Raw genomic sequence first — 22514 nt, forward strand, 5'->3', positions numbered from 1 at the left:
AATCATTATGAAAAATATAAAATTGAAAACAATTCAGAATAAAATAAAAAAAACATTCGCCATCGCAATATTATTCCTGATATCAGGGCAATTATTGGCACAAAAAGAAAAATCAAATTCAGAAAAAATGGATACATCAAAAGAACATTATACATTCCGGCTTAGTGACAAAGTAACACGTCAAAAAGTGAACTTCAAAAACCGTTACGGAATTACATTAAGCGGCGATTTGTACCTTCCGAAAAATGCAGGAAACGAAAAATTGTCTGCATTAGCAATCAGCGGACCGTTTGGAGCTGTGAAACAACAATCATCTGGACTATATGCTAACCAAATGGCAGAACGTGGTTTTATAGCTTTGGCTTTTGACCCATCCTATACAGGTGAAAGTGAAGGGGAACCACGAAATTTAGCATCTCCGGAAATCAATACAGAAGATTTCAGTGCTGCGATTGATTTTTTAGGATTACAAAAAATGGTGGATAGAAATAAAATTGGAATCATAGGGATTTGTGGTTTTGGAGGTTTTGCTTTAAACGCAACAGCTATTGATAAACGAGTAAAAGCCGTTGCTGCGACAAGTTTGTATGATATGACCAGAGTGATATCAAAAGGATACAATGATTCAGTAACATTAGAACAAAGAACCCAAACACTGGAAGCTTTGGGTGAGCAGCGTTGGAAAGATGCTGCGAAAGGAAAACCGGCAGATGGTCCAAGAAATTTACCGGAAAAATTGAAAGGCGACGAACCACAATTCGTAAAAGAATATTTTGATTATTACAGAACTCCGCGTGGTTTTCAAGTTAATTCTGTAAATTCAAATGGAGCTTGGCTCTTAACCAATGCGATATCTTTTATGAATATGCCAATATTGGCTTATGTAAAAGAAATTTCGCCAAGACCAATACTTTTAATCGCAGGAGAAAGTGCGCACTCAAGATATTTTAGCGAAGATATTTTTAAAGTAGCAAATGAACCAAAAGAATTAATAATTATCCCAAATGCAGTTCACATTGATTTATATGACAAAGTAAATGTAATCCCTTTCGATAAGTTAAAAAGTTTCTTTAATGATAATTTGAAGTAATATATCCGATGGCGATTTGACACAAACTCAAACAGGGTGGATAAAGCAAATTGATAACCTCTAAAAGCCATTTTTGATTTTGGAGGTTTTTTTGCATTCAAAAAAAAAAAATTACGGGACAGATTTCTGCTTCCTTTAGTTCTCGTCTTGATTCAAACTAACTTTATTATTTGGGTGAAAAAAAGGCAACAATTGTCTTCAATTGGCATCTTTTGTCTGTGGTGACAAAAAACTATAATTATCTATTCGAAGTTTTACGAAATGAAGATAAAATAATTTTTGAAGCTCGTATAATTATTACAAAGACGATTGAAGATAAATAATATTAATTTTTTGTAAGCTGGTTTAATTTTTACTAACGACCAGTTTGGAAACATCTTACCCCAATTTGGAAACAGATCGTATGGCTTAGTTTATGGAAATTTGCAGTGTAATTTAAAATACTATAAAAATGCAAAAAACAATTTTCATTACAGGAGCTTCTTCAGGTTTAGGAAAAGCTGCTGCTAAATTATTTCAGTCAAAAGGATGGAATGTAATCGCTACTATGCGTAATCCGGAAAAAGAAACAGGACTCAATCAATTGCAAAATATTACAACTGGTTGCCCTTGATGTTACCAATCCTGAACAAATTCAAACCACAATAAATAAAATTAACGCTGTATATAATGTCGATGTTGTGTTTAATAATGCGGGGTACGGATTAATGGGCGCACTGGAAGCTTTTACCGATGAGCAGATCTTAAAACAGCTCAATACAAATCTTCTGGGTGTAATCCGGGTTACTAAGGCATTTATTCCTAATTTTAGAGAAAAGAAAAGCGGCTTGTTTATCAGCACAACTTCAATGGGTGGTTTTTTGGCATTTCCATTGCATTCTATTTATCATGCATCCAAATTTGCTGTTGAAGGATGGTATGAGGAAATGTCCTTTGAATTAGTAAGCAATTTAGCTAAGACTAAAAAGAGCTGTTTGCCGACAGCTCTTTTAAATATAAATAAATTTTAGAATGACTTTTTTAATTTTTATAGGTTTTACCTGTAAGTCAGTATTTTTGAAATTTGATTTCTTACTCGATCTTTTTTCAGATTTTTTGGTGCCATTTTAATAAATTAGAATTCATTTGAAATGGACAGCATTTAAATTTTTTATTCAAACACTCAGAAATGCAAAAAGTAGGTGTTTGAAGGACAAACACCTACTTTTTGCATTTAATTAAACTATTTTATGCTTTAACAGACGCTCGGTTTAACTCAGTGAGTGCATTGAAGATCATAAAAAACTTTGATACTTATTTTTTTTCAGCCTGAAAAAGATCATCTGAATTATCTGTAATAGGAATATATAATCGTTCCCAAACATCACTATCGACCATATCCCAGCTATGGCCTTTTCCTTTAATGTCTTCCGCGAGCAGCACTACACCAGGTTCTATTATAAAAGTACTTCCATCTGATACCTTAAATTTAATTTTACCTTTTACAGTTATTACATATTGTTTTCTTGGTGCTGGATGTGCATTTTTTTCCCACGCTTCGGTTTTATTACTGTACCAGAATGAAGCAGTATTCATATGCTTTAATGATGGTATAGAACCTTTTTCGAAGGAACAGGTGCCATCAGGATTATTGATAAGGCGGTAAGCAGGAATTTCCGACGCTTCTTCAAGAGCTTTTACCTGAACTTTTTTGTGATCTTGTGCATAATTGCTGTTTGCTGACATAAAGGCTACAGTTAGGATAAATCCTTTTAATAAGTTTTTCATTTTGATATTAAATTTAAAAGTAATAATTATTTTGTTATTGATTGATTGTATACAGAATCGTGAACCATCATTTTATTAAAGAATGGTTTGTATTTTGCCACCAGAGCAAGATGTCCGTCAAGCTTACCATACGTTTCTAAGTCTTCAAGAGAGTCAAATTCCATTGAGGCATTGTAGGTAAATGAATTGTCCATGACAGGTCTGGGAGTCGAGTTTGCAGGTCCGCCATAACGTACGTTTTTTACATAAGGCAGTTTTTTAAGCCCTTCAAAAAAGTTTTGAAACTCTTTTACCTGCGCCTCTGTAAGTTCTGGCTTAAGCCAAAATAGGAGGTAATGAAAATAAATTGTCTTAGGCTGAGGCTCTGTTTCATTTGTGTTATTTGCCAATACTTTTCCTCCTATAAGCGAAAGTGCTCCGGCACTCGCTGATGTGATAATAAAATTTCTTCGTTGCATACTATTTAGCTTTTAATTAAAATCGATTCTGTATTTCAAAACAAACTGCCATTTTCGGTCTGATACATCGGCTAGACCGGCATTGTTCAAAGTATAAATGGGACGGTTCTGAGCATCAACCGTAAGTCGTGATGACATGCCATTCATTAATAATGATACACCAGCATCATAAGTCAATGCTTTGTCGTGAAGACCGTCAAGATCTGAAAGCATCACACTTGCAGCCGGCTGCAGCTGCAGATTGTTTTTGTCTTTGTTGAAGTAGGGGAGTGTACCGCCAATTTGTACGTAATACGTATTACCGGTTCCTATCACAGGCGAATTATTTCCTGCACCATTAAGACTGCTTGCAGCTGTATTTACGCCGCTTGCAGGATTACTTACACCCGAGTAACGTACATAATTTGGACCATAATTATTATTCATAGCCATGGCGTAAGCACTAAAAGAGGTACCTCGGTCTTTGTTGATAGGCGTATCGTAGAAAAGGTCAACGGCAAAACTTTTTTCGTCATCATTGATGGTGCTTTTCGTTTGGTCTAAATGCCATAGTGCATTGTGCATGTATTCAAATCCTGTACCCAGTGCAAGTACTTTCTTTTTACCGCTGTAGGTTCCGGAGTGAAATGGTGAAGAATTGTTTTCTGATTCAAAGAATTCATATTTAAAATACCCTGAATAATCTTTATTAGGACTCGTTTTACTAAATGCGGCAACATTGTATTGCGGATCTGTACTTACATTAGTATACGGATCTGCGATTACCAAACGGTAATCTAATTTGCCTATTTGTCCTTTTGCATAAATACTTAATTCCCGAACTGTTTCATCAGATATTCCGGCATTTCCCGTAGCATAAGACGGTAGATCGTATAATAAAGTATTCAAAGGGCCGGTAGTAAATCTTGATAATCCTCTCCAGGTAGACCTACCTGCACCGGCAGCAATTATATCGCTGAATTTGTATTCTGCATAAGCATCCAGAAGCTCAAATGCAGGTGTTGTTTTAGAGGCAACATTTACGTTAGTTAAACCACCCTGCAATACAAAGGTAAAATTCTCAGTAGGCTGGTAAGCCATTTTTACCCTTACCCTTCTTAGTGATAAATCTGAAATACTATTGACCTGTTCACCATTTACCAAACTTCCGGGGTTAAGCTCTGCGTAACGCGCCCATATCTCTGCGTAACCGCTAAAGGAGATCGATCGTGTTTTTTCGTCGTTTAGATAATGTGTAAGTGTAGGGTTTCCAAAATCGTTCTTTTTTTGGGCACTTACCGTATTGATTGCCCCTGCAAGCAGAGAGAAACAGATCCCAATTTTTAAATAACTTGTTTTCATGTATCGTTAAAATTTACATTTTGTTTGGTAGTGATCACTACTTGTTTTTGACATGACAAAGGTAGATTCAGCATAGTCTTTGGGTTATTAGAAAAGTATTAGAAAGGCTATAGAATGTTATTAGAAAATTAGTTGATTTGATATTAAGTTGTTTAAATTCAAGCGTTTAAGTTTGTGGTTTACAGGGCTTGCAGTTAGTAGTCTTTTAGAAAAAGAAAATATTGTCGTAAATTTGATCTCGATTTTAAAATCAACGAATACAGATGAAGATATTGATAGTTGAAGATAACAGTCGGGTTTCTGCCCTTCTTAAACGAGGGCTCGAAAGTCAGGGTTATCAGGTATATATTGCAGAAGAAGCAGAGGAAGGTCTTGTACTTTTAGAAAAGATTGATTTTGAATTGATTATCACAGATATTATGCTGGGAATAATGGATGGGATAACGTTTTGTAAAAAAATACGTAATTCAGGAAAAAAAGTCCCAATAATCATGCTTACGGCACTCGGAACCATTGACGAAAAGATTGAAGGATTTGATGCGGGCGCGGATGATTATCTCGTTAAGCCTTTTGAAATACGTGAACTTTATGCAAGAGTTAAGGCTTTACTGCATCGCAAGCACGATTCAGGAAATACTTTAGAAGAAGCATCACAACTAATTTATAATGATCTTGTTATGGATAAACGGACCAAGGTTATCTGTAGAGAAGGACAGACTATCAATCTTACTCCAAAAGAGTTCAATCTCCTGCATTTTATGATGCAAAATCCGGAAAGACTTCTCACGCGTGATGAAATAGCAGATAATGTCTGGGGCAATAATTTTGATACCGGAACCAACTACATCGACGTTTATATAGCCTATCTCAGAAAAAAAATCGACAAAGGTTTTGATCAAAAACTAATTCATACCAAAGTAGGGATGGGATTTATTTTAAGCAATAAAATATGAAATTAGTAACCCGTACCGCTCTTGCTTATGCTATTCTAACGGCTTTTATACTTTTTGTTTTTGCCTACAGCGTGTATTTTGTATCTGAAAAAAACAGAAAAGATGAATTTTTTGACCGGCTTGATTATAAAATCATCTGGCGCGCAGAGTTTATATTTGACGCCCAAATCAATAAAAACCTGATAAAGTTTTTGCACATTAAAAACAAGAAAGTGCTTAATGAGGCAGATATAAGCGTGTACGACAGCTACTTTCATCTTTATTTTTCAGATAATATGCCGCCGCTTGGTAATCAAAAGATATTAGAATCTATAAAAAAGAAGCAGTCTTTAAACTGGTCGGATGATAAATACCAATATCGAGGTGTTTTATATATAGATAATAATAGGGAATTTTATGTAATAGGCAGGGCGGTAGATATTTCTGGTCTCAATCATATCAATGCTTTCAAAGAGAACCTGCTTTATGTCTATTTTACCTCTATAATCCTGATCTTTATAATTGGTTTTGGGTTTTCTTACTATACCTTAAAACCTTTAAAAGATATTATTTTCCAAATTAGAGATATATCAGAGCATAATCTGAATAAACGCATCGTAGTACCAAAAGCAAAAGATGAACTTTATGAGCTCACTCAGACTTTTAATGCGACTTTTAACCGGTTAGAGAAATCCTTTAATAACCATCGAAATTTTGTAACCACAATATCGCACGAATTCCGTACACCTCTGTCTATTTTGATAGCAGAAATTGAACTTGGAAAAGAACTCAATCAAACTGTTGAGGACTACAAAATATCATTAGATAATGCTTTAGAAGAAGCAAATCATGTTTCTCAGCTTTCAACTGCCCTTCTTGATTTTGCACGTGCTAACTATGACAGGTCTCAAATAAAAATGTCGGATATCAGAATAGATGAAATCCTGGTTGATGCCAAGCTTAATCTTTTAAATAAGAAAGATGTCAAATACAAAATAAGCATAAGTTATAGCACCTTAGACTATACTGATGAGAATTTTTACAACTATTTCGGTAATCCATACTTGTTGCAATCAGCCTTTTCGAATATAATGGAAAATGGATGTAAATATTCTGCAGATCATTCCTGCCACGTAGACATTAGCGGTGCTGCAGATGAAATTGTCCTGACTTTTTCTGATAACGGAATTGGTATTCCTGAGGGAGATTTAGAACAGATCTATGATTTGTTTTACAGGGGAAAAAACAAAAGTTATGAAAACGGTTATGGCGTGGGGCTCTCTATTGTTAAACAAATTATTAACCTACATAACGGTTCAATCGATGTGAGTTCAACTGTTGGAAAAGGAACAAAATTTACAGTTACGCTTCCTATATAGTTATGATAACAAGAGTGACATTTATAGTTATCATGTTTCTACTTTTGAATTAATTTACTTTGAGCACTACTGTAATGTATCTCATTAAAGAAAGATTAACCAATTCGTTTTTAAAATCCATGATAATTGTTTACTTTGCTTTGAGAGATTCGACTAGGAATTGGTGACTTATAAAAATTGCTATAATTTATTGAGTTTATTTACCAGATAACTTATCGTTTGTGCAATACTTTCAGCAGGAATAGAGAAATCATTTTCGATCCAATTTTTGATGACAGCAATACTTCCTTTTTCGCCAAATTGGTATGCCATTTCAGTAAAAGGCTTTACTTCGGCAGTAAGTTCTATTTGATTTTCAACTGGAAAATTATTGCGAACACTTCTCAGGATCCGCGACAGAATTCCGCTTCCATCCGCTTTGGTAAACACAATTTTACTCATCTGCTTATCGCTTTCCAGTAACTGGCAGCTGAGCAGTATCACATCATCCATATTGGTGCTTGTACGCAAAACCGCTGAGAGTTTTTCAAAAACATCATCTTCTATTTCAAGCAGTATATCCAGCGGAATATTATAATGCCTATAAAATGTATTGCGGTTGACATCGGCTGTTTTACACAGTTCGGTTATGGTAATTTCGCTCAATTCCCTCTCGTGCAGCAAACTAAATAATGCCTCGCGCAATATTTTTTTAGTATACTGAACCCTTCTGTCTTTTCTTAAATCCATCACAAATTATTTTATATACGCTACAAAAGCATTAGTCTTTGTTCGCTAATGTACAGTTGCATCCTTTTTTGAAACAACAAATACATTCTTCTTTAATAGTTTTACGTAGTAATTAAAAAGAACACAACGTTAAATATTGAACATATTGTATAACAAATATAGCTTTTTCATCAAAATTTAAGCGGATTGAAAAGGACAATGTTAAATTTAAAAAAAATGGAAAATAAGATATCACGAAAAAAAATACTGCTGACCGGTGCATCTGGAACTGTAGGATTTGAAACCTTGCAGCATCTGGTTCAGCATACGGATTATGAAATAACGGTTTTTGATGTAAAAACCCAAAATTCGGTAAAAAAACTGGCTCCCTTTCGATCTCGGGTAGAGATTATGTATGGCGACATCAGCAATAGAGATGAAGTGCTAAAAGTTGCAAAAAATAAGGATGTAGCGATCCATTTGGCAGCAGTCATTCCACCTCTTGCAGATATAGATCCAGAGATGGCTTACAGTGTCAATGTGAAAGGGACCGAAAATCTTATTTACGCCTTAGAGAAGAATTCACCGGATTGTTATCTGATTTTTAGTTCCAGTATTTCAGTTTATGGTGACCGGATGAAGAATCCCCAGATAAGTAGCACTGATATTTTGCAGCCCAGTCCCGGTGATCAGTATGGAGAAACAAAGGTGTTGTGTGAGTCGTTGATTGTGAAATCCAAACTATCATGGAGTATTTTTCGTCTGGCTGCAATTATGGGGAACCATAAGATATCGAAATTGATGTTTCATATGCCGCTAGATACACCAATGGAAATCTGCACGCCAAAAGATACGGGAAGAGCTTTTGCTAAAGCAATTGAAAACCAAAAAAAACTAGAGAAGCAAATATTCAACTTAGGAGGGGGAGAGGATTGTGTTATTACTTATAGATCTTTTCTGGACAAAATGTTTGCTGAATTTGGCTTAGGCGAAGCTGATTTTCCTGAAAAGGCGTTTGCAGAGAAAAATTTTCACTGCGGGATTTTAAAAGATGGTGAAGATTTAGATAATATTCTAGGTTTTCGACAGCAAAATTTGAATGATTATTTCGAGATGGTACGCCAGAAAATTCATCCTCTCCAAAAAAAGATCACCTTTATATTTAAAAGTATTATAAAAAAATGGCTGCTCTCACAATCAGAACCCTATCAGGCGTTTAAAAAAGGGAGCGTTAAAAAAATGAATCACTTTTTTAACCAATTAGAGAAAGAGAAGTTAGAAAAGGTTCTATTGTAAATCCTAAATAATATTACTTATGAAAATTAAAATGATAAGCTTGATAGTACTTTTAATAGTTAATTCAGCACTGTTTGCACAACATAATTTCAGCGTTGAAGTGTCAGGCATAGAACCCGGCAAAGGATCTGTTTTTTTTGGATTGTATGATAAAGAGAAAGGCTTTCTTGATAATGAGTCACAGATTGCCACCGCAAAAGTAAAAGCTACAGAAAATAAAGTGGTCTACACGTTCAAAAACCTACCGGATGGCGATTATGCTATTGCTGTTTATCAAGACTTGAATAATAACGGAAAATGTGATAGAAATATGATTGGTTATCCGATAGAAGGATTTGGATTTTCTAAAAATTATAAACCAAAACTCTCAGCACCTAATTTTGATGAAGTAAAAATTGCAATTAACCAGTATGCTAAAACCAGTATTGCATTGATTGTAAAATAGAAGATCGTTGCTTAGTTATGGGAATTACATATTGTTATACTCTGCTGCTCATGACTACATTAATATCTATACAGGCGGGCTTTAAATTTTCTTTTAGGAATTGCAAAGGGTGAGCCCCGTCGCATAAACGTAAGTTTTTAGTTACGTGATTAAGTGTAAAAAAAAGGCGCCAATTGTCTTCAATTGGCGCCTTCTGGTTTTTGTGACCTCGACGGGACAAATTTCTATAAATTTTATGGATGATTTGAAGAAATTGGCTTACTATATGTAGTACCTGTCTTTCATTGTCTTTGTAAATTTGGTTTAGATGTCCTGTTGGGGATTGATGTAAAATATTTTTAAACATTGATGCACTTGTTAAAATAATAACCTCCTAAGTCATTTGATTTTGGAGGTTTTTTTGATTCAATAAGTATTTCGATTTTGTTATAAGATATATAACCCTGAATTTACAGAGATTCTGATTCTAATCCTCAAGAATTAATAGGTGTTTGTTTTCTATAATCTTTTCTAAATGTTTAGGGTAATTTTTTAAATCTTTAGCAATATCTCCATCTTTAAATATATCAAAACAGTTATAACCTTTTAAAATTTCTACACCGCAAAAACGATAATTGCTTGTAATATTTAAAAATAAATCTTCGGTTCCTTTCCCTTGCATTAAAGATTGTAAAGGATTGTCAAAACTTTCAGCGGGTGCATTGAAAGTAGCAGAAATCATAAATTTTTTTCCCTGCATTTTTCCACCTGTCCCGTATTGCTTGGTTAAGTCTTCTCTGGTTCTTCCGTCGCCTGACAGAAACTTTTGACTGTGTAATCCGCTGTTAAAAACTTCATCTACATATTTTTTATATATCCACGGTGCACCAAACCAATTGACTGGTGTTTGAAGAATGACAATATCAGCTTGGAGATGTTTTTCTACTTCTTCATCTGCGTCGTAGCCGTCTTCTACTTTCGTTTCTATAATTTCAAAATCTTTTGATTCAAAAAAATCTTTAGCTTTTTGGTTGAAAGCATCGTTTAATAATCCTTCTGACCAATTGGGATACGTTAAATGTGTATTGATTAATAATACCTTTTTCATCTTTATTATAATTTCCTGATTTTGTAATTAAATAGTATAATCTATTGAACTCATATGTGCTTCGCCCATACGATCGCCATATATTGGGAATTTTGTAAAACAGATTTCTATACTTTGAATATCTTCTTTTGTTAAATGAATTTTTGACGCGCCAAGATTTTCCAATAAATGTTCCTCAGTACGGGTACCAGGAATTGGAACGATATTCGGACTTTTAGCAAGTAACCACGCCAGGGCAATCTGAGATGGAGTTGCATTCTTTTTTTTAGCATACTCTTTTAACCACTCTATCATTGGCATGTTCAGTGGTAAAAATTCTTTTGAAAAACGAGGAAAACCCGAACGGAAATCTGATTCTTTATCGTATTTAGTGGTTGTGTCGTATTTACCAGTCAAAAAACCCGCACCAACAGGAGCCCACGCGACAAATCCGATACCTAAATCTTCACAGGTTTTAAGCACTCCATTTAATTCGACATTACGTGTCCATAATGAATATTCCGACTGAACAGCGGATACTTTTTGAACGGCATGTGCACGCTGAATTGTTTTTGCACTTGCTTCAGAGAGTCCAAAATGCAAAACTTTGCCCTGTTGAATAAGCTCCTTAATAGTGCCTGCAACTTCTTCGATTGGCACGTTAGGATCAACTCGATGTTGGTAATATAAATCAATATGATCGGTTCGGAGACGTGTAAGTGATTCTTCAACAACTTTTTTGATTCGTTCAGGTCTGCTGTCTAATCCTGCAGTACCATCAATTGCGAACCCGAATTTTGTGGCAATCTTGACTTCATTACGAAAAGGCTCAAGTGCTTCGCCAACAAGTTTTTCATCTGTATAAGGACCATATACTTCTGCTGTGTCGAAAAACCTTACTCCATTTTCAAACGCCGTACGTATGGTTTTAATAGATTGTTGATGATTTGCAGGTGGGTTGTAATTTCCGACCATATTCATGCATCCAAGACCAATTTCTGAAACTTCCAGAGTTCCTAGTTTTCTTGTTTTCATATTGTTTGTTTTTTTATCGTTGATTTGTTTTGAATATGATGAAGTATTTGTTGCAGACAATAAGTTTGGTGCAATTAGCAAACCCGCACCAACAACTGCTGTTTGCTGAATAAATTTCCTTCTTGAATTTTCTTCGCTTTTCATATTGTATTTTTTAATGATACAAATTTAGATTTAGCGTAAGGAAGCAAAGGAAACCGATCACTAATAAAAAGGAAACAAATTACGGATAACAAAAAAAAACACCATCTTACGAAGGCGTTTTAGTATTAATTTGGACAAGTTGCAGTCGGTATTCTTTTGGCGTGAGATTGACCTGCTTTTTGAAGAATTTTGAAAAATAATTGGGATATTCAAAACCTAATTCATAAGCTACTTCTGCGGTTTTCATTTGAGGATTTTGTTCCAAAAGCTCCTTCGCTTTTTTGATAACAAATTCATGAATAGTTTCAAGTGTAGACTTTTGAGTAAAATGTTTTACAATATCACCCAAATAATTAGCGGTTAGTCCCAATTTATCAGCAAAATATTGAACATTTGGAATTTGAGGGACAGGTTGATTGTAATAATCAATTAAACTTTGTTGAAAATCAGATATGATGTGATTGTATTGTTTAGGATCGGTTAAAAACTGTCTTTTGTAAAATGCTTCAACTAACGAAATCAAAACATTAACGTAGGAAAGTAGAACCGAAAAATGTTTTTTATCGCTTTCGTAATATTTTATCATTAATTTAAAAACCAGACTAATCTCTTGTATTTCTTCTTCTGTTAAATATAATGCCTCGTGTTGTCCGTAGTCTAAATAAGTCTTAAATAAAAAACGGTTTTCCTCAATTATTTTTTTGGATAGCTGTAAATACATTCCAGTATATGTTGGTTCAACATCCCAGCCTGTAGTCAAAACTAACTCAGGACTATTAAAAAATACAGCATTAATTGGTTTCTCTGTGGGTGTAATTTTACTCTTAAAATTTATTTTGATTGAAATTCTGTAAAAATCAACCATTACCGCTTCTGATTTTAAAAGCATGTTTGGCGGGTCATAATAGCCAACGTCAATGTCATTGTCCAATGGTTTGTCCAACCCTATGTAATCATTGTACGATTTGAAGTCTTTGAAAAGTTTCATTTGTAGTTTGTTTTTGATTCTGATGAAAACTTCAGATCAATTGATTGTAGACATTAAAATTGCAGTAATGAAACAATTATTATGTCTTTATGCAAAAAATTAGTTTCTTATGAGGCTAATATAAGAAATATCTTTGCGATAATTGGTTTCTGGTCTAAAGGTGGGTAGATGTTTAATAAAATTATTTTTTTTAAATTTTCTTCAAATCCTGCGAAAAATGTTTTGTAAACATGTTTGTAAGTTCCAAAATAATTTTAGAAATCTTTAAGTTAATTGGATGAAGCGCGTTTGTTTTATGAAAGCGCATAAGGGGCTATTAAATAATAGAAAAGGCATAAAAAAATCCCATTTCGTTAGAAATGGGATTTTAATTTGGGACCTCGACTGGACAAATTTCTATAAATTTTATGGAAGATTTAAAGAGATTGGCTTACTACTGGTAGGGGATGTCTTTGTACGGCATCATAAGTTTGGTTTGGATGTCCTGTTGGGGATTGAGACAAAAATGTATTTAGTTTTATATATGATTTTGTCACAAAATGTAATCTGATGTTTTTATTTAAAGTAAAAAAATAAAAACTTAATTTTTTGTGGTAAAAAAGTAATCCACTCCATATTGTATTTGCATTTTGAATTGCATTATAATAAAAGTGCCAATGCAAGTAAGGCTATAAAAAACACCTGCCATGGATGATATAAAACGGAAAGTTCGAAAGAACTGGATACTAGGCAACAAACTCGACTATAATTAAATTAAAGTTTAATTTCTAAGAATATATTCAAAATTATACGTATTTTGGATCAGGATGATACTATATCAGTTTTTTTGAAATACCAGTTAAAACCACTGGCGAATTACAAGAGTTTATTGCAGCATTTAGCAATAAAGAAAATCTGCCAGATGCTATTACTTTTTTAGCAAATAATTAAGATCAATCGATCGTTTATCTGTGACACCATTTTTTTGCTGATGGTTTATATCTTACTTAGTTTAAGTGGAATCTTATCGTTCACGAATAATTATAATTTTAAGGATCGTAAAATACTAAAATACAATGTTCAAACATCAGGGAAACAAAAGAAATCTAAGACATAATCTTAAAATAGCCTCTTTATTATCATTTGTTGCAGGACTGGTAAATGTAGCGGGTTTTTTGGCAGTTCAAAAATTAACAACCAATGTTACAGGACACTTTGCTTTTTTTGTAGATGAGATTTTTAAACTTAATTTCAAGCAGGGATTTATTTACTTTCTCTATATCTTCTTTTTTTTCCTGGGATCTTTTTTTTCAAGTTTACTCGTTGAGTTTCTCTTGCGAAAAAATGAAAAATACACTTATGTAATTCCAACAGCAATTGAAAGCATAATTTTGTTCGGGATTGCTGTCTTTGGAGAGCATTTAATTATACAGAATCCTGACTTTATAGCCTATACCTTATTATTTGCAATGGGTTTACAGAATTCTCTGGTCACAAAAATATCTAATGCTACTGTAAGAACAACACACCTGACAGGGCTTTTTACAGATTTGGGAATCGAATTATCCCAACTGTTTTTTTATCATGAAGATTCCTTTAGAAAAAAGCTGTTTGTCTCGATAAAATTACGAATGACCATTATTAGCTTTTTTTTTACAGGAGGAATAACAGGTGGAATTTTTTATTCTAATATGGGATTACATGTTTTATTAATAGGAGTTATGGCTTTGCTTTTAGGACTCTTATATGACAGGATCAGGTTTAGTGCTTTTTTATTGCAAAGGAAGTACAGAAGACGTATAATGCAGTTTAAAAGCAAATAGCTTTAGGTTACAGCAGCTGGTTTAATGCTACTTGATTAAAAAATCAGTCTATTTTGACTTGCAATAATTGCTCTAATTGCTTTTTGTCTTTGATATAAATATTCCTTTTATCTATTTCGATACAGCCTAGTTCCTTGAATTGTTTTAGGCTTCTGCCCAGGCTTTCTTGTGATGTTCCGATAAGGTTCGCCAGATCATCACGCGTCAGGTCTATGCCTTTTACTATTGGGGAGTTTCGATTGAACCTGTTTTCCAAAAGGAGTAAAAACAGCGCCAAACGTGCATTCTGGTTCTTTTGTGCCAGTACAGCAATGATGTTGGCCAGAACACCAAATTCGTGACCGATGTTTTTAATGAGTTTTTGCTGCAAGGCAGGAATTTCATTAAGCAGTCTAAGGAAATCTTCCTTAGCTATAAAATTTACTTTTAAATCTTCGAGAGCCTCGCACGAGTCCTGATATCGTTCCTGTCCAAGCAGGGCATGATAACCCAGTACATCTTCCTGGGTATAAATGTAAAATATTTGTTCCTCACCGCTAAAACCCCGTTTGAATTTTTTGGCTTTGCCTTGCTTTATCTGATAGATACCAGTAGGGATGCCCCCTTCATAAAAAAGCATACTGCCCTTTTTTATAACAAGAGGTTCCATAACGTTTTGAACAGCCTGATTTTCTGACTCCGTTAGGTCTTCAAAGAGCAGGTTACTCTGGAAATCAAATTGGGAAAAGAAATCTTTCATAAAACAAATATAACATTTATTAATTAAATACATAACATTTGTTATATATTTGTAAAAATTAGCTGTGCTTCTTACGTTTAATTAAGTAAGTCAATAGCGAAGGTTAAATAACGAAAATAAAGTTGAACCAAGGAAAGTCTGCGTGGAACTTTTTTTCAAAAATTTACAGTATGATGAACGAAAATAAAATAAGTATTCAAAACGGCAGACTCGTCGTGCCTTCCCATCCTATAATTCCTTTTATTGAGGGAGACGGCATAGGGGCGGATATTTGGAAAGCTTCAAGATTGGTTTTCGATGCTGCAGTTCAAAAAGCCTACGGGAGCAGCAGAAAGATCCAGTGGAAGGAAATATATGCCGGTGAAAAAGCTTTTGAAAAAACAGGAAACTGGCTTCCGGACCAGACTATTAAAGATATTGAGGAATTTCTGGTGGCCATTAAAGGGCCCTTGACCACTCCGCTTGGCGGCGGTATGCGATCACTGAATGTTGCGCTGAGACAAAAACTGGATTTATATGCCTGTGTACGACCTGTAAAATGGTTCAAAGGGGTACCTTCTCCGGTAAAAGCGCCCGAAAAAGTTGATATGATTATCTTTAGGGAAAATACCGAAGATATTTATGCCGGCATCGAATGGATGGCAGGAACTTCGGAGCTGGAAAAGGTAAAAAACTTTCTTATTGATGATATGGGGGTTAAAAACATTCGGTTTCCCAATACAGTATCCATTGGTATTAAACCAGTTTCCAAAGAAGGAAGTGAGCGCCTGATAAGAGCAGCTCTCAAGCATGCCATTGATTTCAGGAAGGACTCTGTGACTATCGTGCATAAAGGAAACATTATGAAATTTACCGAAGGACAGTTCAAAGAATGGGGCTATCAGTTGGCTAAAGACGAGTTTGGAGCCAAAGAGTATGAGGGAGGTCCGTGGCTTATTATGGAAAAATACGGACATAAAGTAATTATAAAAGATGTAATAGCAGATGCGTTTTTACAGCAGATCATCTTAAGGCCTGAGCAGTATGATGTGATTGCTACACTGAATCTTAACGGTGATTACATCTCTGATGCCCTGGCCGCTATTGTAGGAGGAATAGGGATAGCGCCCGGAGCCAATATCAATTACGCCTCAGGGGTTTCTATTTTTGAAGCCACGCATGGTACGGCGCCTAAGTATAAGGATCTTGACAAGGTAAATCCGTCTTCTGAAATCCTTTCAGGGGTCATGATGCTCGAGTATATGGGCTGGCAGGATGCGGCCGATCTTATCGTAAAGGGACTAAAAGGCGCAATCGGCAATAAAATCGTTACGTATGATTTTGAGCGTTTGATGCAAGGGGCAACCCTTGTGAAATGTTCTGAATTCGGCCAGGCAGTTGTCGATAATATGTAGTATGTTTCATTAGCTGCTTAATCCAGACAGCTCTTAATTGGGCTCTCTGGATTAAATTATAATAACTTACCTGACCCATGAGAGAAATAACAAAATTATACAACATTTTTGCATTAAAATGCCCTCGATGTTATAAGGGGAATTTATTTACCAGACCGGGGCTTTTTGTTTTTAAGTCCATTTTAAAAATGCCCGAGAGGTGCGGGCACTGTCATCAGGATTTCAGGATTGAGCCCGGATTTTATTCGGCTTCGCTATGGATCAGTTATCCCATAGTTTTAATCCTTTTTGTGCCCATGATTTTTTTTGGGTTTCTTTTGAAAGAGGCATACTCCCTTTCTTTGGAAATGATGCTGGGATTTTTTATCATCATTTGTTTTGGACTTCAGATTCCAATAATGCGTATTTCAAGGGCCCTCTTGCTTCATTTTACCATCCATTATGTGGGCAGCGGCAATAAATAAGTTTCCTTAATCTTTTTTGCATTATTTGCAATTTATAGCTACTCCAAGACTGAACATATTGCCTCTAAAGCCCCGGGGATAACAGTAGTAAACAACAGATTAATTGTTCATTTCAATTACAAAAAAAAAATAGCATAAAAAATTAAATTGACTTGTATTTTTTATTCCATATTTTGGTTTTCAATACAAACATTTTCATCGTTAATTTCTTGTTTTTTTAGGCTCCGCTCTTACTTTGGTGGCTTATCTTTTTACGAAAATATAACTTGTCAATTATAAAGTACATTTCATAATTATTCTTTGTCATTTATTTCAAATTCTTTCTCATGAGGGTCTGAATATCGACCTAAATCCTTTTGGTATGCTTTTCTGGTCTTTGCAATCTCTATGAATATAAAGACTATCATTACCAATAGTACAACCCCTGTAAGGGATAAAGCGATCCAGATTTCTAGCATGATTTTATTTTTTTAAGTATGTTTTTATGTGATATTTATTGTCACAAATTTGCTTGGTATTTATTGGTTATATAGTGATAGATCTCACTTACACAAGTGACTTTTAACATGTCTTTATTGTAATGGCTGTAGAGAATTGGATCAACTTTAGAATTTAAGAGCGGTTTTACCAAATCCGTTTAAGTTCCATAAGTTTTAATAGAACAAATCGTATCAAGATTAATTGTAAGCGGCCTGACAAGCTTGCTGGGGAATTAGCGCTATATTGTTGCTGTATTTTGTGTTAAAGGCAGGGTAACAATGAATTCTGCTCCATTATCTTTTTCACCGGTAGCCGTAATGTTACCGTTATGTCTTTTGGCTATTTTTCTGCAAAGTGCCAAACCAAGCCCGTTGCCTTCGTACTGGTCTTTGGAATGCAGTCTTTCAAAGGCATTAAAGATCTTCTCGGCATGAATAATATCGAGTCCAATACCATTGTCCTTAATTGTTATTTTGGCCAGGTCAATACCCTGATTATTTACCACAGCAAATGATATAATAACCCTCGGGGGCTCGTCTGCTTTTGAGAATTTCAGTGCATTATGGATCAGGTTGTAGAAAAGCTGCTGGATCAGTATAGGAGCCCCTTCTATATCGGGAAGCTCGCTTGTAATTAGTATGGCCCCCTTTTCCTTTATGATGAGTTCTAGATCTGTTTTGATACTTTCGATCAGCTCATTTAGATTTATCTTTTCAATGGGCTGTGTTTTTTTATCCAGGGTAGAGTAAGCGAGAATGCCCTCTATGATGTTCTGCATCCTCTGCGCGGACTGTTCTACCTTTTGCAGGAATCTTTTTGAGTTTTCATTAAAATCAGACTTGTATTCATTTATTAAAAGACTATTGAAAGTCTTGATTTTTCTAATAGGTTCTTTCAGGTCATGACTCACTACATTGGCAAAATGCAGCAGATCATCATTGGATCTGCGAAGCTCCTGTGTTCTCTCGGCGACCTGTTTTTTTAGTTCCTCTTCAAATTGTTTCTGCTCGTGGATATCCTGTATAATCCCGATAAGAGTGCCGGGAGTTCCATTTTCGTCCTTGATGATTTTACCATTAATCTTAACCCACTTAATGGTCTGGTCGTCATTTATGATTCGGGCCTGATAGCACATTTTTCCGGTAATTAGGGATTCCTGATGTGCTTTCTCGCGCAGGGACTGATCCTCGGGATGCAGTTTGGCTATAAGCTCTTCATTGGCTATTTCCCTGTCGATGGACCAGATGGCATTGAAATTTCCTGACGTTTTGATTTCCCTAGTGGCAAGATCTATTTCATAGGTGCCCATTCCCGAGGATTCAATGGCCATTCTAAGCCTTTCCTCGGCCCTTTGGGTCTGTTGTTTTGCCAGATGCAGGTCAGTGACGTCCGATCCTGTATTCATGACGGCATAGATTTTTCCCTGTTGATCAAAAAGAGGGATAAAGCTGTAATTAAAATAGTACGTTCTTAAAGCCCCGTCAATCATTAAATCGACCTGTTTGTCTTTTGCGTGGAAAGCAGTTCCGGTTTTAAGTACGCCTAATGCCTGCTGAAAAAACGGCTGGTTTTGAATTTCAGGAAGGACATCCATATAGTTTTTGCCAATTACCTGATCTCCTTTGCCCCAAGCCTGCATCATAGCGGGGTTGGCTAATTCTATTTTTAATTCTTCTCCTGTGTATACAGCGGTAGGCAGAGGGGTATTATCCACAATGTCCTTCAAAAGCAATAGGTTATCATACATTAGTGGCGGGATTTATTTTTACGAATGTATTATAGATTCTCACTTTTTTAGTTACACTATTTTAACAAAATTTTTCATTATTCTAATATAGTATTTTTATTAAAATTTATTTTAATGATTATGTCTTGATCTCAGACATGCTTCTTGATGCATCATAGAATAAGCAGGATTCATTATTGAGGTAAACCCTGACGCAGGGCCGCATCAATTATAAAAATGAAATAAAAAACTCAAATTCAGTCAGTTCTAATTTAAATAAAGGTACATTTGAACAATTAAATACATTAAAATGCAAGAAGGTACAGTAAAATTTTTCAATGAAGAAAAAGGATTCGGATTTATAACTCCTAATAATGGAGGTGCCGAAGTTTTTGTTCATGCTTCAGGTCTATCAGAAAACATCCGTCAGGACGATGAAGTACGATATGACGTAGAAGAAGGCCGTAAAGGTCCAAACGCAGTAAACGTAGTTGTAGCATAACCATACTATCACAGTGAGTTTTTAAAGGCACCTCTAATCAGGTGCCTTTTTATTTGTACCGGGGATCAGTTTGGGCTATAAAAACTGCTTAAACCTGGTAAACAAAGGCATTAATATTCATCCCTGCACCAACAGACGCAAACAGAATAATATCTCCGGTTTTTATTTCATGTCCGGGCAGTTCCCCTTTTGAAATTAAATCATACAGGGTAGGGATTGTGGCAACACTGCTGTTTCCCAGAAATTTAATAATCATGGGCATAACATCTTTCGGAGGTGTTTTTCCATAGAGCTTATAAAATCTGTTGGCGATGGCCTCATCCATCTTTTCATTGGCCTGATGTATTAATATCTTTTTGATCTGATCGATCTCAATTCCTGCTTTCTCTAGGCAGCTTTTCATTGCCTGGGGCACTTGGTTTAGTGCAAACTCATATATTTTTCTTCCATGCATCTTAATATACCTTACATCCTGATCTTCGGCGGGGTCAAAGGAGCTGCCAAAGTAGAGGTAGTCTGTCTGTTCAAGGGTAAAACTCGCACTGCTGTGAGACAGTAAACCTTTATGGGTGTCTGATAATTCAACAATTGCCGCCCCGGCGCCGTCTGCATATATCATGGAGTCCCTGTCATGTTTGTCTACAACACGCGAAAGGCATTCGGCGCCGATAACCAGACATCTTTTGGCTATCCCCGACTGCATGTAAGCATTAGCGTGAATCATGCCCTCAATCCAGCCCGGGCATCCAAAAATGATATCCAAAGCAATACAGGCGGGATTTTGAATCTTTAACTTGTTTTTGACCCGGGACGCCAAGCTGGGCAGCATATCGGACTGTATGGTATTATAACGCACATCCCCAAAATTATGTGCCAATATAATGTAGTTGATACTCTCCGGGTCAATTCCGGCGGTATCAATAGCCTTTTGGGCGGCTATAAAAGCCAGGTCAGATGCAGCATAATGCCCGGGCGCATAACGGCGCTCCTCAATTCCTGTAATGGCAGTAAATTTCTCGATACTGCGTTCTCTGGAAGAATTCAATGACCTGCCATTTTCATCCAGAAAATGGTGGTTCTCAAAGTATTTATTAGAGACTCTGATTTCGGGAATACAACTGCCGGAACCTATAATTCTCATATTCATATTTCCAAAATTTAGTCTGCGAATTTATTAAACAGAACTATTTTTCAAAAATGTTTTTTCTTTTTTTTTTAATTTGGAATCTAGAGGCGAGCAGGCGCTTGAATACCTGATCCAGAGCACCATCACTCAAGGCAATAAGTAACTATTAATGTGCCAAGCCTCTTATGAAACCCCAATAGCGGGCTTGTTATTATCAAAAGGCTGTCATTACTATTCCCAGCCGTTGTGGTATCTGTTGTAAAGTCAATGATCTTTCCCACAGAAATAAAAAAAATCCCTAGTGCTTTTGTTTGTTGGCAAAATTGCCGCCCATTTATTATTTGCCACTGCGCTTTATATCTAAATTTGCTAATGATTATAAGATTATTGATTTGTAGCAAATTTTATTATATAATATATAGTATTTTTGACCATTCTAACCCCCTTCAAGATGATAAGTTCTGAAAATCCAGCCCTAACCCCTAATGACTCAGAAGAAAAGGAGCCGGTAAAGATTATATTGGCCGAAGATGATAAAGACGACCAGGAATTATTTATCGATGCCCTGGATGCGGCTGATGTCCCTTCTGAGGTAACTACCGTTGAAAACGGGCAGCAGCTCTTGGACGCCTTAAAAGATAAGTCCCAGCCCGATCCGGATATTATTTTTATCGATATCAATATGCCCGTTAAAGGGGGCAGACAGGCGCTCGCTGAAATAAAGGGCGATAAAGAGCTTAGGGACATTCCCACCGTTATGCTCTCCACCTGGGACCATCCTTCGGATATTGAAGATACCTTTGATAAGGGGGCGGACCTCTATGTCCAGAAGCCAAATTCTTTTGCCGGCTTTGTGCTGGTGCTAAAGAAAGTCTTCTTTCTCCACTGGGCCAAAGCTTTATTGAGACCAGTTATAAGTTTATTTTTTGTTTCTGAAAAGAATATATCTCACAAGGATTAAATAATCCGCTTTTCTCTCTGCATATTTTAATTCGGACTTTATCCTTGCAATAGCTATAATTGATTGTGTAATTGGAATGGGTATGTAATACTATAAAGCCAGTATGGAGTAATTATAAAAAAGTATTCCAATTTCGAATTCCCTCTTGACTGGATTATCCTCTTCCGGTTCAATGGTTTCAAAGGCTGCGCTTTGAGCCTCATCGCTCTTTTGGGTATCCATATCAGTTTCAAACCCCTTAGAAGGGTCATTCTCTATAAGGTCCTTTTCTATGTCCTTCCCGGTTATGTCTTTGGGGTCGCTGTCGGGTTCCTTACGGGGGCTCTCCGAGTCATAGGGGTTGCTGTCATGACCTGTGCTTTTTGGGTCTTTGTTTTGGTTTTGAGAATTACGGTTGTCCTTGTCATAATTTTTCGTTGTATCTTTTTTGGTTTGATATTATTTTTTTGGAGCTTTTTCCCGCTATCCGTTCCAATCTTTTGTGCCGAACCCCGGCACAAAAGGATTTCCACTGCTATCGGGGCTAGGGAGTATTGCACAATGCTATTATAGCAGTTTGGGACTAAATTAGGATCTATTATTGGATTTTCCACCTGAAATATCAAACAGGTGAAGCACGGAGCTTTAGGCAATAGGCGAAGTAAATTATCTCAAATTTTAAAATAAACTTT

At 35.7% G+C, this 22514-nt stretch carries 21 protein-coding genes and 1 pseudogene; 11 read left to right on the plus strand and 11 right to left on the minus strand.

Annotation, left to right across the window (positions count from 1 at the left end):
* The first annotated feature begins 7 nt into the window (after positions 1-7).
* On the plus strand, positions 8-1090 hold the full coding sequence (locus QLQ94_RS16335) for an alpha/beta hydrolase (RefSeq protein ID WP_271336578.1): 1083 nt from the start codon (positions 8-10) through the stop codon (positions 1088-1090).
* A gap of 451 nt (positions 1091-1541) precedes the next feature.
* Positions 1542-2031: pseudogene (locus QLQ94_RS16340) on the plus strand (SDR family NAD(P)-dependent oxidoreductase); the annotation flags it as partial.
* Between the two features lie 352 nt (positions 2032-2383).
* Here the strand turns inward: QLQ94_RS16340 and QLQ94_RS16345 are convergent.
* Genes QLQ94_RS16345 through QLQ94_RS16355 form a run of 3 tightly spaced genes read right to left on the minus strand, consistent with a single transcriptional unit; the run spans position 2384 to position 4656 of the window.
* Positions 2384-2857, minus strand: a complete 474-nt coding sequence (locus tag QLQ94_RS16345; protein ID WP_271336579.1) for a cupin domain-containing protein — start codon at positions 2855-2857, stop codon at positions 2384-2386.
* Between the two features lie 26 nt (positions 2858-2883).
* Positions 2884-3315, minus strand: a complete 432-nt coding sequence (locus QLQ94_RS16350) for a Dabb family protein (RefSeq protein WP_271336580.1) — start codon at positions 3313-3315, stop codon at positions 2884-2886.
* A 12-nt stretch (positions 3316-3327) separates the two neighbouring features.
* Positions 3328-4656 (minus strand): hypothetical protein, encoded by a 1329-nt coding sequence (locus QLQ94_RS16355; protein WP_271336581.1) that lies wholly within the window; start codon positions 4654-4656, stop codon positions 3328-3330.
* A 263-nt stretch (positions 4657-4919) separates the two neighbouring features.
* On the opposite strand from QLQ94_RS16355, the gene QLQ94_RS16360 reads away from it, so the two are divergent.
* Complete coding sequence (locus QLQ94_RS16360; protein ID WP_482497830.1) at positions 4920-5609, plus strand: response regulator transcription factor; 690 nt, start codon at positions 4920-4922, stop codon at positions 5607-5609.
* Positions 5606-6967 carry a sensor histidine kinase gene (locus tag QLQ94_RS16365; protein ID WP_427402678.1) on the plus strand — a complete coding sequence of 454 codons (1362 nt, stop codon included), beginning with the start codon at positions 5606-5608 and terminating at the stop codon, positions 6965-6967. Before QLQ94_RS16360 ends, QLQ94_RS16365 begins: the two co-directional genes overlap by 4 nt.
* 180 nt (positions 6968-7147) lie before the next feature.
* Here the strand turns inward: QLQ94_RS16365 and QLQ94_RS16370 are convergent, their stop codons facing one another.
* Positions 7148-7696, minus strand: a complete 549-nt coding sequence (locus QLQ94_RS16370) for a TetR/AcrR family transcriptional regulator (RefSeq protein WP_271336583.1) — start codon at positions 7694-7696, stop codon at positions 7148-7150.
* A gap of 216 nt (positions 7697-7912) precedes the next feature.
* Between QLQ94_RS16370 and QLQ94_RS16375 the strand changes: the two genes are divergently transcribed.
* Positions 7913-8971, plus strand: a complete 1059-nt coding sequence (locus tag QLQ94_RS16375; protein WP_271336584.1) for an NAD-dependent epimerase/dehydratase family protein — start codon at positions 7913-7915, stop codon at positions 8969-8971.
* Between the two features lie 19 nt (positions 8972-8990).
* A complete protein-coding gene (locus tag QLQ94_RS16380; protein ID WP_271336585.1) occupies positions 8991-9416 on the plus strand; it encodes a DUF2141 domain-containing protein in 426 nt (141 codons plus the stop codon).
* 466 nt (positions 9417-9882) lie between these two features.
* Here the strand turns inward: QLQ94_RS16380 and QLQ94_RS16385 are convergent, their stop codons facing one another.
* The 3 genes from QLQ94_RS16385 to QLQ94_RS16395 all read right to left on the minus strand — a co-directional run bounded on the left by QLQ94_RS16385 (position 9883) and on the right by QLQ94_RS16395 (position 12649).
* The gene (locus tag QLQ94_RS16385) at positions 9883-10503 is read right to left on the minus strand and encodes an NAD(P)H-dependent oxidoreductase (RefSeq protein WP_482497833.1); all 621 of its coding nucleotides are present in this window, start codon (positions 10501-10503) and stop codon (positions 9883-9885) included.
* A 27-nt stretch (positions 10504-10530) separates the two neighbouring features.
* Positions 10531-11661, minus strand: coding sequence for an aldo/keto reductase (locus tag QLQ94_RS16390; protein WP_271336587.1), 1131 nt, complete (start codon positions 11659-11661; stop codon positions 10531-10533).
* Between the two features lie 106 nt (positions 11662-11767).
* The gene (locus tag QLQ94_RS16395; protein WP_271336588.1) at positions 11768-12649 is read right to left on the minus strand and encodes a helix-turn-helix domain-containing protein; all 882 of its coding nucleotides are present in this window, start codon (positions 12647-12649) and stop codon (positions 11768-11770) included.
* A 1055-nt stretch (positions 12650-13704) separates the two neighbouring features.
* Here QLQ94_RS16395 and QLQ94_RS16400 point away from each other — a divergent pair.
* Positions 13705-14451, plus strand: a complete 747-nt coding sequence (locus QLQ94_RS16400) for a YoaK family protein (protein WP_482497836.1) — start codon at positions 13705-13707, stop codon at positions 14449-14451.
* Positions 14452-14494: 43 nt separating this feature from the next.
* On the opposite strand, the gene QLQ94_RS16405 is transcribed toward QLQ94_RS16400, so the two are convergent.
* Positions 14495-15190, minus strand: coding sequence for a Crp/Fnr family transcriptional regulator (locus QLQ94_RS16405; RefSeq protein ID WP_482497838.1), 696 nt, complete (start codon positions 15188-15190; stop codon positions 14495-14497).
* Positions 15191-15312: 122 nt separating this feature from the next.
* On the opposite strand from QLQ94_RS16405, the gene icd reads away from it, so the two are divergent.
* Together icd and QLQ94_RS16415 are read left to right on the plus strand one after the other, a co-directional pair.
* Complete coding sequence (gene icd, locus QLQ94_RS16410; RefSeq protein ID WP_482497840.1) at positions 15313-16584, plus strand: NADP-dependent isocitrate dehydrogenase; 1272 nt, start codon at positions 15313-15315, stop codon at positions 16582-16584.
* 188 nt (positions 16585-16772) lie between these two features.
* Positions 16773-17048, plus strand: coding sequence for a DUF983 domain-containing protein (locus QLQ94_RS16415; protein WP_482499987.1), 276 nt, complete (start codon positions 16773-16775; stop codon positions 17046-17048).
* Positions 17049-17341: 293 nt separating this feature from the next.
* Here QLQ94_RS16415 and QLQ94_RS16420 read toward each other — a convergent pair whose 3' ends face one another.
* Both QLQ94_RS16420 and QLQ94_RS16425 read right to left on the minus strand, forming a co-directional pair.
* Positions 17342-17506, minus strand: coding sequence for a hypothetical protein (locus tag QLQ94_RS16420; protein ID WP_482497842.1), 165 nt, complete (start codon positions 17504-17506; stop codon positions 17342-17344).
* Between the two features lie 260 nt (positions 17507-17766).
* Entirely contained in the window at positions 17767-19275 is a 1509-nt protein-coding gene (locus QLQ94_RS16425) for an ATP-binding protein (protein WP_482497844.1), read from the minus strand.
* A gap of 289 nt (positions 19276-19564) precedes the next feature.
* Here QLQ94_RS16425 and QLQ94_RS16430 point away from each other — a divergent pair, with 289 nt between their 5' ends.
* Entirely contained in the window at positions 19565-19756 is a 192-nt protein-coding gene (locus tag QLQ94_RS16430) for a cold-shock protein (RefSeq protein ID WP_395325689.1), read from the plus strand.
* Positions 19757-19844: 88 nt separating this feature from the next.
* On the opposite strand, the gene QLQ94_RS16435 is transcribed toward QLQ94_RS16430, so the two are convergent.
* On the minus strand, positions 19845-20903 hold the full coding sequence (locus QLQ94_RS16435) for a 3-oxoacyl-ACP synthase III family protein (RefSeq protein WP_482497846.1): 1059 nt from the start codon (positions 20901-20903) through the stop codon (positions 19845-19847).
* A 430-nt stretch (positions 20904-21333) separates the two neighbouring features.
* On the opposite strand from QLQ94_RS16435, the gene QLQ94_RS16440 reads away from it, so the two are divergent.
* Positions 21334-21843 carry a response regulator gene (locus QLQ94_RS16440; protein WP_482497848.1) on the plus strand — a complete coding sequence of 170 codons (510 nt, stop codon included), beginning with the start codon at positions 21334-21336 and terminating at the stop codon, positions 21841-21843.
* Positions 21844-22514 lie beyond the last annotated feature (671 nt).

This window comes from Flavobacterium sp. B114r, from assembly GCF_056824125.1.